Annotated in this window: 16 protein-coding genes; 12 read left to right on the forward strand and 4 right to left on the reverse strand. The window is 36.5% G+C overall.

Features of this window, described 5'->3' with window-relative positions:
* Positions 1-252 precede the first annotated feature (252 nt).
* Positions 253-1,788, reverse strand: a complete 1,536-nt coding sequence (gene guaA, locus JO40_RS10100) for a glutamine-hydrolyzing GMP synthase (protein WP_044979227.1) — start codon at positions 1,786-1,788, stop codon at positions 253-255.
* Between the two features lie 158 nt (positions 1,789-1,946).
* Positions 1,947-2,597 carry a TDE1717 family outer membrane beta-barrel protein gene (locus tag JO40_RS10105; RefSeq protein ID WP_044979228.1) on the reverse strand — a complete coding sequence of 217 codons (651 nt, stop codon included), beginning with the start codon at positions 2,595-2,597 and terminating at the stop codon, positions 1,947-1,949.
* Between the two features lie 300 nt (positions 2,598-2,897).
* On the opposite strand from JO40_RS10105, the gene JO40_RS10110 reads away from it, so the two are divergent.
* From JO40_RS10110 to JO40_RS10160, 12 genes are all read left to right on the forward strand, one after another.
* Positions 2,898-3,275 (forward strand): VOC family protein, encoded by a 378-nt coding sequence (locus tag JO40_RS10110; protein WP_044979229.1) that lies wholly within the window; start codon positions 2,898-2,900, stop codon positions 3,273-3,275.
* A gap of 58 nt (positions 3,276-3,333) precedes the next feature.
* Entirely contained in the window at positions 3,334-4,593 is a 1,260-nt protein-coding gene (locus JO40_RS10115) for a phosphoglycerate kinase (RefSeq protein ID WP_044979230.1), read from the forward strand.
* Positions 4,594-4,600: 7 nt separating this feature from the next.
* The gene (locus tag JO40_RS10120; protein WP_044979231.1) at positions 4,601-5,617 is read left to right on the forward strand and encodes an N-acetylmuramoyl-L-alanine amidase; all 1,017 of its coding nucleotides are present in this window, start codon (positions 4,601-4,603) and stop codon (positions 5,615-5,617) included.
* Between the two features lie 12 nt (positions 5,618-5,629).
* The gene (locus tag JO40_RS10125) at positions 5,630-6,088 is read left to right on the forward strand and encodes a GerMN domain-containing protein (RefSeq protein WP_044979232.1); all 459 of its coding nucleotides are present in this window, start codon (positions 5,630-5,632) and stop codon (positions 6,086-6,088) included.
* A gap of 94 nt (positions 6,089-6,182) precedes the next feature.
* Positions 6,183-7,229: a flagellar filament outer layer protein FlaA gene (locus JO40_RS10130; RefSeq protein ID WP_044979233.1), complete on the forward strand. Its 1,047-nt coding sequence runs from the start codon at positions 6,183-6,185 to the stop codon at positions 7,227-7,229.
* Positions 7,230-7,309: 80 nt separating this feature from the next.
* Positions 7,310-8,542 (forward strand): RelA/SpoT domain-containing protein, encoded by a 1,233-nt coding sequence (locus JO40_RS10135; protein ID WP_044979235.1) that lies wholly within the window; start codon positions 7,310-7,312, stop codon positions 8,540-8,542.
* Positions 8,543-8,608: 66 nt separating this feature from the next.
* Complete coding sequence (gene rpsT / locus JO40_RS10140; RefSeq protein ID WP_044979236.1) at positions 8,609-8,878, forward strand: 30S ribosomal protein S20; 270 nt, start codon at positions 8,609-8,611, stop codon at positions 8,876-8,878.
* A 56-nt stretch (positions 8,879-8,934) separates the two neighbouring features.
* Positions 8,935-9,261: an HU family DNA-binding protein gene (locus JO40_RS10145; RefSeq protein ID WP_044979794.1), complete on the forward strand. Its 327-nt coding sequence runs from the start codon at positions 8,935-8,937 to the stop codon at positions 9,259-9,261.
* The gene (gene lnt / locus JO40_RS10150; protein WP_276324832.1) at positions 9,251-10,537 is read left to right on the forward strand and encodes an apolipoprotein N-acyltransferase; all 1,287 of its coding nucleotides are present in this window, start codon (positions 9,251-9,253) and stop codon (positions 10,535-10,537) included. Before JO40_RS10145 ends, lnt begins: the two co-directional genes overlap by 11 nt.
* Complete coding sequence (locus tag JO40_RS15090; RefSeq protein WP_276324833.1) at positions 10,485-10,853, forward strand: nitrilase-related carbon-nitrogen hydrolase; 369 nt, start codon at positions 10,485-10,487, stop codon at positions 10,851-10,853. The genes lnt and JO40_RS15090 overlap by 53 nt, the downstream gene beginning before the upstream one ends.
* Positions 10,854-10,882: 29 nt before the next feature.
* Positions 10,883-11,299, forward strand: coding sequence for a bactofilin family protein (locus JO40_RS10155; protein WP_044979237.1), 417 nt, complete (start codon positions 10,883-10,885; stop codon positions 11,297-11,299).
* 22 nt (positions 11,300-11,321) lie between these two features.
* Positions 11,322-11,885 (forward strand): CinA family protein, encoded by a 564-nt coding sequence (locus JO40_RS10160; RefSeq protein WP_044979238.1) that lies wholly within the window; start codon positions 11,322-11,324, stop codon positions 11,883-11,885.
* A 16-nt stretch (positions 11,886-11,901) separates the two neighbouring features.
* On the opposite strand, the gene JO40_RS10165 is transcribed toward JO40_RS10160, so the two are convergent.
* Both JO40_RS10165 and JO40_RS10170 read right to left on the reverse strand, forming a co-directional pair.
* Positions 11,902-12,840: an NADase-type glycan-binding domain-containing protein gene (locus tag JO40_RS10165; RefSeq protein ID WP_044979239.1), complete on the reverse strand. Its 939-nt coding sequence runs from the start codon at positions 12,838-12,840 to the stop codon at positions 11,902-11,904.
* A 74-nt stretch (positions 12,841-12,914) separates the two neighbouring features.
* Positions 12,915-13,457, reverse strand: coding sequence for a hypothetical protein (locus JO40_RS10170; protein WP_044979240.1), 543 nt, complete (start codon positions 13,455-13,457; stop codon positions 12,915-12,917).
* Positions 13,458-13,471 lie beyond the last annotated feature (14 nt).

The following is a 13,471-nucleotide window of genomic DNA, read 5'->3' on the forward strand; positions in this document are numbered from 1 at the left end:
GCTTTGTTGTCAACAGTTTGTATGTCTAAATAGAGGTAAATTCAAATTTATCAACCACTATTTCCACAAAAGCCTCCCACCAAAATGATGGAAAGCTTTCTAAACAATTTATCTAAATTCAACAACTTCCTTTTAAACCTACTTTTTCTCATTTTTAGTATCAAAACAGTATCACTAAGGAGCTTTTTGCTTCCGTAAACCGTTGTAATATTGTATTTTCAACGATTTTACGGAAGAAACATTTTTGTTACTCTACTCCCACTCAATCGTAGCAGGCGGTTTTGAGGTTATGTCGTAGACTATTCGATTGATGCCCTTTACCTCGTTTATGATACGGGAAGAAACCTTGTCCAAAACCTCGTAGGGGATGCGTACCCAATCGGCTGTCATAAAGTCCGAGGTTTTTACTGCACGCAGGGCGAGGGTGTAGTCATAGGTTCTAAAGTCTCCCATAACACCCACCGTCTTTGTGGATGTAAGAACGGCAAAATACTGGCTCAAATCCTTTTTTATGTCTGCCCGCTCAAGTTCGCTTCGCCAAATAGCATCGGCTTCCCTTAAAATATCCAGCTTTTCTTCGGTTATCTCGCCCATAATTCTTATGGCAAGGCCGGGACCCGGGAATGGCTGGCGGTGTACCAGATAATCGGGGAGGCCAAGCTCCGTTCCTAACTTTCTTATTTCGTCCTTAAAAAGCGTTTTTAAGGGCTCAATTAGGGACTTAAAACTTATGTGATCGGGAAGACCTCCCACATTGTGATGGCTTTTTATGACGGCGGAACCCTTGCTACCGCTTTCAACTACATCGGCGTAAATTGTGCCTTGGGCAAGGAAGTCCACCGTTCCGATTTTTTTAGCTTCTTCTTCAAAAACACGGATAAACTCTTCACCGATTATTTTGCGTTTTTTTTCAGGGTCGGAAACGCCTTTTAACTTGCCCAAAAAACGGCTTTCCGCATTTACGCGGATAAAATTCATTGGAGTATCCCTAAAGGCCGCTTCTACCTCATCTCCCTCGTTTTTGCGCATAAGGCCGTGATCCACAAAAATACAGGTTAGATTTTTACCGACAGCCTTATTTAAAAGAGCCGCAAGCACGGAAGAATCTACTCCTCCCGATAGGGCTAAAAGCACCTTGCCGTCTTTTACGGTATTTTGTACATCTTTTATAGCCTCGGCCAAAAAGTTTTTCATATTCCAATCGCCCTTAGCACCGCAAACGTTGTACAAAAAGTTTTTGATTATATTTTGTCCTTCTTCGGAATGTTCAACTTCGGCATGGAATTGGATGCCGTAAAGTTTTTTTTCTTTATTTGCCATTGCCGCATTTTTTGTATTTGCCGTTTGAGCTGCCGAAACAAAGCCTTCAGGCAGGCGTGAAACGCAGTCTACATGACTCATCCAAACCGAAGATTTATCTTTTATATTTTTAAAGAGCGGAATACCTGTGTCGAATTTTGTTAAGGTTTTGCCGAATTCTCTTTTTAAGCTTTTTTCTACCTTGCCGCCTAGACAATGAGCCATGGCCTGCATACCGTAACAAATGCCCAAAATCGGAATACCTAAGTCAAAAATTTCTTTTGGGGGCAGGGGAGCTTTTTCTTCATAAACGCTGTTAGGCCCTCCCGTAAAAATAATACCTATGGGCTTATTTTCCCTTATGTAGTCAAGGGCCTTTGAAACCGGCACAATATCGGAATAAACATTTAGGTCGCGCACACGCCTTGCTATGAGCTGATTATACTGACCTCCGAAATCCACAATTAAAATCTTTTCCGTAATCTTCATAAAAGTATTTTAGCCGATAAGAGCTTTTTTTTCAAGTAAATGGAACCTCTAAAAGCTTCAGTTTTTTATAGGTTTACCTTAGATTTAACCAAATTTTTTATGAAGACATAAAAAAGCCCCATCTTTATAGATGGAGCTTTTTAAGGATTAGTGTAAAATTAGAACTTATATCCTACGCCTACACCGAATTCCAACTTCATTGGATGGCCGCCTTTTACTTTTGAATCATTTTTCTTTGCGTCTTTTACATATGAGCTCTCTGTCAAATCAAAGCCGAAAGTTGCCTTGGGGGTTACAAAAAGATTGCCTGAAACAGTGATATCGGCTCCTGCACCTAAAACGAGGTAGTAATGGTTATAATCCTGTTTTTGCTCATCTTTTAGGTCCTTTTTTACATCTTTACCGTCATACTTAACGGAAACGTTAAAATCTGCTTCCAGACCTAGTAATGGATAAAGTTTTACAATCTCGGCAATAGTAAAGGGGTATTTACCTAAAACCGAGAGGCGGAAATTTGTAAAGGAAAACTTATTATCAGTGTCAGAACTAGAATTTCCTTCACCATCGTTCGCTTTTACTGTTACGCCGCCTACACTGAAATTAAGCCCTAAGCCTGCTCTTACATACTCGGCATCAAAGAAACCGTTAAAACCTAAAAGGTTCATAGAATCTGTATTTTTTGCCTTTTCTCTTTGTAATGTACTCCACATATGAGCAAAGCTGAAATCGCCGCCGGCACTAAGATCCAGCGCAGCCAAAGGTGCTGCAATCAATGCAGCCAATAAAAAAACAAAAATAAGTTTTTTCATGTGATTCTCCTTTTCCGTAATTTTATTAAAGTTTACGGAACAATATTTTTTTTGAGAAAATTCTCATTTGGTTGTATCATATAAGCTTTTAAATTTATCGATAAGTTTACGCAATACAACACTGGCTTAAGCGTAAGCTATTTTAAAAAAAAAGTCAAGTCCCCGCATTTTGTTTTTTAATTTTACGGCTAAAATGACACATCATGTTAACATAAAATTTTTACATCATCTTGACTTTCATGTTGACTTTCAATTGACTTATGATAATGATTATGTTATACTTTTTTAAGAGGTATACAAATGTTTTTAAACAGTGTTGCCATCCGCACGGATGAAATGGAAAAATCACTTGAGTTTTATGAAAAAGTACTTGGATTTACTTTTAATTATATGATGTCGGCCGCTCCGGGAAAAAGAATTGCTTTTTTAACGGAACCCGACAGCGGAATGAATCTTGAGCTCATAAGCCATGATGTTCCAAAAGCCCAAAACGGCAGCCGCCTTTCTCTTACGATTCAGGTTGATCAGATAAGCGAGGCTGAAAAATACCTAAAATCTAAGAATGTCCGCATAACGGCTCCCCCAAGAACCGCAAAAGACGGTAAAAAGATTTTAACTGCTGTAGATCCTAACGGGGTTGAAATAGATTTCATCGAATTCAAAAAAGAAAACGAGTAAAGTTAAATTTAAGGGAAGGTAATCGAGGCTGTATAAAATAAAAATATCTGGAGGTAATATGATTAAGACTGTAAAAGATGTAAATTTAAAAGATAAACGCATAATAATGCGTGTCGATTTTAATGTTCCTATGAAGGATGGAGTAGTGCAGGATGATACGAGGATTAGGGCGGCTCTTCCTACAATAAAATATATATTGGAACAAGGAGCTCGAAGTCTTGTTTTGATGAGCCATTTGGGCGATCCTTCAAAGGATGCAAAAAAAGCCAAGGAAAAGGCCGAAAAAGACGGAAAACCCTTTGATGAAGAATCTTACATTAACGGAAAGCACAGGATGAAGCCTGTTGCAGAATACTTATCCGGCCTTCTTAAACTTCCGGTTGATTTTGCTCCCTCCTGCATGGGGCAGCTTGAAAGGGTAAAAGCCCTTCCTCATGGCGGAATCCTTATGCTTGAAAACACCCGCTTCCACAAAGAGGAAACTTCAAAGGAAAAGGCTGAGCAGCAAATCTTGGCAAAAGAGCTAAGCCTATACGGCGACATCTATGTAAATGATGCTTTTGGAACAGCTCACCGCTCCCATGCTTCTACAGCCGAAATTGCAAACTTTGTAAATACAAGGGTAGCCGGCTTTCTTATGGAAAAAGAAATTAAATATCTTGAGCCGATGTTAAATAACCCTGCAAAGCCCATGACGGCAATTATAGGAGGAGCAAAGGTCTCTTCCAAAATCGCTGTTTTGGAAAGCCTCTTAAAAAATGCCTCTTCCTTAATTATCGGCGGAGGAATGGCCTACACTTTCTTAAAAGTTCAAGGAAAAAAGATCGGTAAATCCTTATTTGAAGAAGATTATATGGATACGGCAAAAAATCTTTTGGATAAGGCTGCAAAACAGGGTGTAAAGATAATACTCCCCATTGACCACATATGCTCCGAAACCTTTTCTCCCAATGCCGAAGCGGTTTTAGTTGAAGACATAGATATTCCCGATAATCTTATGGGAATGGACGTAGGGCCTAAGACCTTAGCTCTTTATAAAGATATTATTTTGGCATCAAAGTCGATTGTCTGGAACGGGCCTGTAGGAGTTTTTGAGTTTGAGGCCTTTTCAAAGGGAACGGAAGAAACTGCCAGACTTGTAGCAGCTGCAACCGAAAAAGGTGCTTTAAGCATTGTAGGCGGCGGAGATTCGGTCGCAGCCGTAAATAAGTTCAATCTTGCCGATAAGATGAGCCATGTTTCTACGGGCGGCGGCGCTTCCCTTGAATTCCTTGAAGGAAAAGTCCTCCCGGGCATTGCATGTCTTGATACTATCTAACTTTTTAATGAAAAATAGTGCAAATAAACGGGCTTTTTTTTCTATTTTTCTCTTAATTTTCCTTTGTTTAAAAGCCTTTTCTGCCGGTGTTTCGGTTACCGATGCCGCAGAAAGGCTCGACCTTGATATTTCGTGGGATCCGCTTTCGCAAGAACTTATTTTTATGAAGGATTCATCTCAGGTAAGCTGTAAAATAGGCGAAAGTCTTATAATTTTCGATAACAAAAAAGCCGATTTTATTCCGCCTCCATATCAAAAAGACGGCCTTACTTTTATAAGCAGCGAAATGTATAAAGAGCTTGAAACATTTTTTTCGGTTCCCCAAAAAGAAACAAAATATAGGGTAGGGGTCATTTTGATAGATCCGGGGCACGGAGGCCGTGATCCAGGCTGTGTCGGTTCGTATATTGAAAATAAAAAAACAATAATACTCAATGAAAAGACGGTAGCTCTAAACGTCAGTTTGGACCTATACAATATGCTTAAAAAAGCCTATCCCGATAAAAAAATTCTTTTAACCAGAGACAAGGACGTCTATCCTACCCTTGAAGACAGGGTAAAAATGGCAAATTCGGTAAAATTGAAAAAAAATGAAAGCATTCTATATGTTTCCGTCCATGTTAATGCTTCTCTTAACTCTAAGGCGGCCGGTTTTGAGGTTTGGTATCTGCCTGCCGAGTACAGGCGTGAAGTAGTGGATAAAAACACTGTTCCAAAAGAAATTCATCCTATATTGAATTCAATGATGGAAGAAGAATTTACGATGGAAAGTATTTTAATGGCTCAAAATATTTTGGACGGTTTGGATGCTCAAATCGGAAAAAAAAGCCCCAATCGGGGAATTAGGGCAAATCAATGGTTTGTTGTCCGTAATGTTAAAATGCCCAGTGTTTTGGTTGAATTAGGTTTTATCAGTAATAAAACCGAAATTAAGCTTTTAAATTCTCCCGACTACTTGAAAAAATGCTCCTTGGGCATATATAATGGCCTGTCTGCTTTTATAAGCAATTTTGAAAATAATTGATTCGGAGTACTGATGAATTACATAAAAACGAAGATTATTTCGGCTTCTTTATTGCTCGTTATAATAATTATCACACTGTTTACCTCGGTTTTAAATAAAAAACATGATCGATATGTTCTATTTTTTAAAAATTCCATCACCGGTAAGATTGAGACCGAAATACGCTATGTTCCGGTGCAAAATATAGTGGAGCCTGAAGCTGCTTTTTTTGAAGAATTAATGCTGGGGCCTATTAACCATTATTGTTATGCATTTATTCCTGAAGGTTCTAAGATTGGCTCATGCTTTGTAAAAGAAGGAATTTTGTACGCAGATTTACCTGCTGCTTTTATTGAAGGTATAAAAAAAGACTTTGATTCGGATGAAAATAAGAGACTTTTACAAAAGAATATATTTACCAACTGTAAGACCTTAAAAGCTGCCAATATCTTTGTAGAAGGCACTCATATTTATGAATTATTACAAAAATAACATTAAAAATCAAAAAAAAGTGTTGACAAAATTGAATTATTACGTATACTTATAATAACAGGGCATGAATTAAGTTCATAAAAGGAGTTTTTGAATGAAAAAAACATTTATACTTGTAGCTATGGCATTTCTTTTGATGGGTGCCGTCGCTGTTGCTGAAGAAGCGATTATTATTGATTTCGCACTTTTGAATGCCGATATTATCGCTGATACCAATGGTAAGATGACACAAAACCGAAGAACCGTTATGGATTACGGTCAAGTAGCCGGAGCATCTTACACTGACCAGCAAAAAGCTTTGATGAGATCATCTTTGGCTATTGAGCAATGGGAAGTAAAGTTAAATTCTTCCTCTCAGAATCCTCTTTCTGTTGAAACTTCAACCGTTAAGGAATCTAAGGTAAGAGATGAAGGTGATAAATTCGCTGGCCAAACTTTGATGGGCGTACGTATCATGTTCCCCGAATGGGCACATAATGCTAATGCAACAATTAAGCCCGGATTCTTAATCCCTGCTTATGAAAAAATGGCTCAGGTTGATGATCAGGGCAATTTGCAGGAGGCCACTGCAGAAGATAAGGCTTCAGGAAAATCAAGATTTGAAGAAGGTTACGGTGTAGTTCGAAATACCGGTGTTATCAAATCTATCGCTGTAAATACTTACGGTATGAATTTTCCGCATGGTCTTTATGTTCTTCTTAGGGATCAAAACAATGTAGTTAAAAGATACTTCATGGGATACCTTTTGTTTGACGGCTGGAGAGAAATGGTATGGAACAATCCTTCATATGTTTCACATGTAAAGGCAAGAGAATTAAGGCTCTATCCCGTTTATCCCGTATCTCTTCCCCATGTAGCTTTTGAAGGCTTTTTAATTACTAGAGATGCTGCCCATGACGGCGGTGATGCTATTGCATACTTCAAAGATGTTAAGGTCATCTATGACAAAGCCGTATTAACAACAGTACGAGACTTTGCTGATGAAGACATCTGGGGTATTCAGACTGAAAGAGATTTAAAACGAAAAAAGATTGAAGTTGAAAGATTCGGTCAAACTCAAGTGTTACGATTCCTAGAACAGGAAAAGTTGGCAACTGAAGAAGGCTTCACACCTTCAGCAGGTTCCGAAAAACAACAATAAGTCTTAACAATTAATAAAGCGGTCGAGGACAGCTCGGCCGCTTTTGTTGTTGATGTCCTGTTTCAAAAAATATACTAAATATGTTGTCTGAAGACGTACCTTGGCTCCCAAAGAAAGAAAAGCTTAGGGAAACTTATACCTCTTATGTACCTCATTTAAATGTACTGATAGTGCGTATAGAGGAATTTTTGCGTTCTATAATTAAAATAACTTCTACTCCAACTTACAAGACTAGGGTAAAAAGTTTTAATAGCTACTATCTTAAGCTTTTAAAATTTCCGCCTAAAAAGGAAACTTCCGATCTTCCTGTACTTACAGATATTATGGGAGTGCGTATCATATGCCCTTTTTTACAGGATATAAATGAAGTTGAGACTGTATTATTAAAAAATTTTACAGTGATAGAAGTGGAACGCAAGGGGTCTGAGAGAACTTTTAGGGAATTTGGGTATGAATCTGTGCATTTTTTACTTGAAATACCTGAAGAATTTAAGGTCGGCCTTGTCTTACCCAAGGATTTAATTTTTGAAATACAGCTTCGAACTATTCTTCAAGATGCTTGGGCTGAGGTTGAACATGAATTGATATATAAGTCGGAGTTTTCTCCCTTTGACCAGCCCTTAAAAAGAAAGCTTGCTTCAATAAATGCAAGTTTAAGTTTAGCTGATATTATTTTTCAAGAAATTCGCGATTATCAAAACAAACTTAATGCCGAACTTGAAAAAAGACGCTTAGAATTTTATTCTATGGCTGATGAGCACACAGCAATGGTCTTGCCCGAAACCAATACGGTTCACCATGATAATCCGGATCATAGTGAGGATTTGAAGGTTGCCGAAACTATTGATGATTTGATTTTATCTGCAATTGAGGCCCATAATCAAAATCTTTTTGGTAAGGCTGAAAAAATTTATACCAAAATAATTGAACAAAATCCAAACGATATAGTTCTATCGGTTGTATTTAAGCATAGAGGGATGGCTTACTTTGCCCAAGCTAATTATGAAGAAGCATATTCCGACTTTTTGCAGAGCTGTAAATATAATCCTGCAAATTTCCGCTCTCATTATTATGTGGGGATAGCTTTAACTCTGTTAAACAGAGATGACGAAGCCATTGAATATTTTTCAAAATCACTTGAAATAAATAAATTCCAAGCCCATGTTTATTTTAGGCGTGCTTTGTCCTATTTTAAATTAGCTTTATATCCTGAGGCTGCAAAGGATTTGGATTCAGCATCCGACCTTGGTTTGCCTGAAGAAGATGTAAAAAAATTGCGTATAGCTATTGCAAAAAAAATTGATATGGTGTAATCTAAGCAGCTGTATTATGCCATATACAATAACTATAGTTTTAAATTAATTACGGAGGTACCTTAAATGAAAAATCGATCTGCGATTAAAAGACATAACCAGAGTGAAGTCCGCCGAATGCGAAACCGTTCTGCCAAGAGTAAAGTACGAACAACAGCTAGAAAATATACTGAGGCTGTTCATGCTAAGAATGCAGAAACTGCTGCAGCATTGCTTCGCGAACTCTCCAGTCAACTTGATTCGGCAGCCCGAAAAGGAATTTTAGCAAAGAATTCGGCAGCCCGCAAAAAGTCAAGAATGCAGCTCTTGTATAACGCTTCATTTGAAGCAAAATAACGATGAAGAAAAACCGCAAAACCTGTTCGGGTTTGCGGTATTTTCTTATAATGATAATGAAAAAAAAACGGTCAAAGATTGACATAATAGATTCCGTTTATCGTAAAAATTCTCAATATCAGCTTAAACAGATTAATTGTATAAGTAACCTGTTTTTGGAAGAACTTTCGATGTTTTTAAAACAAGGGATCCCTGTAGAGATACGGGGGCTGGGTACTTTTGATTTTACTGTTTTGCAAGGCAAAAAAAATGCCCGTAATCCTAAAACAGGAGAAAAGGTTTTAACTTATGATAGGTGTAAAATAAGGTTTAAACCCGGCAAAGAGCTTAAAGGAGCTTTGCGCAAAATAGACACACAAGAGCTTATTGATCATGAAAAATAAATTCATATTTTTTTCTTTAAACTTTTTATTTGCCGTTTTAGGATCTATTCTTTTTGCCTTATCGCATCCTAATTATTTGAATCTAAACGGGTTCCCTATTTTTGCATATATAGCCCTTATTCCGTTTTTTTTATTACTTAAAAGAACTAAGCTAAAATTTTCATTTTTATGGGGCGCCTTTTCCGGTGCTCTTTCATATTTTATCTTTAATTTTTGGATAATATTTTTTCATCCTATTGCTATTTATATAATAATTGCAAAGTATTGTATTCTTTATTCTCTTCTGTTCCTTGTTTTAAAAATAATCGATTCTTATTTTTTTAAAAGAGCCTTTCTTTTTCAAGCTATAGCTTGGGTTGCTTTTGAATATTTAAACACCCTAGGTTTTTTAGGTTATCCTTACGGTATAATGGGCTATACTCAATGGAATTTTCCTATTTTAATTAGAGTTTCTTCAATTTTTGGGGTTTGGGGGATATCCTTTTTGCTTGTTTTATTTTCATCTTGCACAGCCTTGTTTATTTTTGACTCTTATAAAGAAAAAAATATAAATGTTTATAAAAGATATAAATTGCCTATGATGATTTGGTTAGGTACATTTTTTGCATTTATTTTATATGGAGCCTTTACAAAAATAGATCTTTCCGGAAATCCAAAAACTAAGATAGCACTAGTTCAGCCTAACAGAGACCCATGGCTTGGAAATTTAGAAGTCTATAAAAATAATTATGAAGAACTAAAATTTTTGTCCGAAAAAGCCGTCAAAAATTTTCCCGATATAGAATTAGTAGTTTGGCCTGAAACAGCCTTTATTCCTAGGATAAAATGGCATTATAAATACTCCTCAGCCTACAATCCTTCTTCTCTTTTGGTAAGAGAATTATTGTATTTTTTGGATAGTCAAAAAATTCCTTTTTTAATAGGAAGCGATGAAGGAGTTTTGGATGAAAAATTTTCAGCAAGCTCATCTGAAAATCTTGATGATAAGCGGATAGATTATAATGCTGCATTGCTCTTTATTCCGAGCACTAATGTTTTGCCTCCTGAGCCTCAAGTGTACCGAAAGATCCATTTAGTTCCGTTTACTGAACATTTTCCGTATCAAAAACTTTTTCCGCATGTTTATGAATTCTTAAAAGAAAATGATACGCATTTTTGGGAAAAAGGAACGGATACAAATCTTCTTGAATTTAAGAATTTAAAAATTGGGACACCTATTTGTTTTGAAGACGGTTTCGGTTATATCACAAGAGCTTTTTCAAAAAAAAGGCGCTAATATAATAATTAACCTTACAAATGATGCTTGGGCTCAAAGTACCGTAAGTCAGTATCAGCATTTATCTATGTCAGTTTTTAGGGCTGTCGAAAACCGGCTTCCTGTTTTACGAGCGACAAGTTCAGGGCAGACGGCCTTTATTGATCAAAACGGAAATATCAAAAAAATGCTTCCCCCCTTTGCTAAGGATATTTTAATTGCAGATGTTACCGTATTGACAGAGGGTCATAAAACCGTTTACTCTTATCTGGGCGATTTTTTTTGGAATATTTTGCACAATTGTTTTAATTGTAATTTTGTGCTTTATCATAATTAATAAATTGATTAAAAAAGATCGGAGGTAAAATGAAACGAAACAATAAATATAAAGAAAAGAGTGTAACCGTACTGGGAAAAGAAACGGTTTTTGACGGAGTTATGAAATTTTCTGAAACTTTACAAATTGAAGGAAAATTTATCGGGGCAATTGATTCTCAAGGTTCTTTACATATATCAAAAAGTGCCGACTGCCGAGTTCAATATGTAAAAGCAGCCTCCATTGTAGTTGAAGGTACTGTAGTAGGTTCTCTTTCTGCAGCAGACAAAGTCGATTTAAAGTCAGGTTCTTCCGTTAAGGGGGATATTACTGCAGGCCGTCTTAGGATAGCCGATAAGGTTTCTTTTGAAGGCTCCGTAAAAATGGTTAAAAACAATAGTTTCCCCGAAAAAAACTTTTTTTCTATAAAGTCCGATCAGCTTAAAGAACAGCTTAGCCGCCAGTGATTTTTTGTTTAGAGGAATTTTAGTGATTGATGTTGAGCTTATAAAAAAAGTTTTTTTTGTTCTAAAAGAAAAAGGCATAAGGCTTATAACTTGCGAATCTTTAACAGGCGGGTTAATAGCTTCCGAATTTACAAAAATTCCCGGCGCATCTGAGGTGTTTTGGGGGGGGTATGTTGTGTATACAGCCGAGGCTAAAATCAGCCTGTTAGACGTATGTCCGGAAACTTTAAAAAACTTTGGTCTTGTTAGTGCACAAACCGTAGAAGAAATGGCTTTCGGTTCTATTAAAAGATTCTTTGATGCTTCTTTTGTGCCGGTGCCTATTGTTTCTCTTGCAGTAAGCGGGGCTGCGGGCCCTTCAAGTCTTGAAGGGCATCCGCCTGGAACAGTGTGTGTTTGTTCTGCTTTTTATCCGGAAACTTTTGATTCAACGAATTTACATGATTTAAAAATTTTTAAAAAGGAAGCTCTTGTTTTTAAAACTCATACTTATAAATTTTTAGGCTCGCGGGATGAGGTACGGGAGCAAACCTTAAATAAGGCTTTTTTACATGTTTTGTCCTTAACGGAACATTGGAACTCTTAATTGAAAACAAGCTGTTTTATTCGTATGGAATAACCTCTGTTCTCCATAAAATCATAAAATGAATAGCAGTGTCTTCGTATTTTGTACCCTTGTACACATCCAATATGGTAATCTTAACATCCTCCAGTCCTGATAAAAAACTTATGTCCACAGTTTGAGGATGAGGAGTATCCTTTACAGTGAATTCTTTTTTATTACCGCTTATAACTCCCTCAACCATTATCTTTTTAATTCTTCCGTTTTCATCATAAAGTTTAGGATTTGAAGCGGAAATATAGCCGTTCATTAAGAGAATGTATTTATCGTCACTGTTATTCCATGTTTTTATAACGAATGACTCTCCTATACCCCAGCCGTCTACACCTTCTACCCAAGGGGTTTCTTCTCTCATGTCGCATAGATTTTCTATCTTGTACTCTCGTTTTCCTTCTTTTGATTCTTCGACAAGATAAGAACTTACTTTTTTATATTTAAAATAAGGTACTTCTCCGGTTCCTCCTGTGGGGAATCTTGTAAAAAATCCTGATGCTTTTTCGCCTTTGAGTGCAGGCAGCATGCCTAGTCCTATAACGGCATCCTCGTTTTCTCCCCAAGCTTTTTTCGCCAAGCCCGTTAAAAGCATAAATTTATTTCCTAAATATTCTTTTGATTGTGGATTAAGATTTGCATATAGATCATCGGGCATATCTGCATCCAATTCAAATAATGGAAAACGGCCTATATACTTTTTTTTGTAAGTATAGAGCTTTTTTACCTCTTCTTCTTTAGCATTATACCAGCTTATTTCGATCTTATTTCCTTTTTGGAATTCGATAAAATAAGCAAGCGGAGGTCCGCCGGTATATCCGAAGCCTGCCAAATCAAAGTTTTGCCCTACGGCAAAACTACCCATAATTAAAAAAAGGCATAAGAATGAACTTTTTTTTAATAAATTGATTTTTCTTTTTAAAGACATTTCTTTCTCTCCTTGTAAAAAATGGAAGATAAACAGACCGGCACCATTTGTGCCGAACTGTTTATCAGGTCGCCTTACCGGTTTGTTTGTTCATAGATGTATATCAATCCTATAACTTCACCATTTTCCTTATCTGGAAGCCAAATTTCAAGTTGTGTATTGCCGATATTTTTATTAAAAAATTTGACTATTATCGAAATACCATTACTTTGGCCATCTGTAACGGTAAAGTCAAATTTCTTTTTTTCGAGCTTTTTAATAATTTGTGAATATGTATTACCTTTTTCGATAATAAGTCCCTTTACATCAGCCCTATGAACAATCTCGAAATTAATACCTATATATTCAAAAATACCGTCATTAGTAAGGCTAATTATAAATCCATCATCCTCATACACAATATCATATCTTCCCGGTTTATACCTATAAAAGGTCGGCTTACCTAATTCCTTTTCAATATCTTCTTTAGTGTGTGCCGTATAAAATTCAAACTTTTTTCCACGCAATATTATGGGGCCGTCATTGATTTTAACTTCGCTAACATCATTGGAATATATTTGTATTACAAAAATACAAAATAAAATACAAATAAAAATATTCTTTTTCTTTTTAAACACATTTTCTTTTATCT

Origin of the sequence: Treponema putidum, assembly GCF_000755145.1 — a bacterium.
GTDB classification, from domain to species: domain Bacteria; phylum Spirochaetota; class Spirochaetia; order Treponematales; family Treponemataceae; genus Treponema_B; species Treponema_B putidum.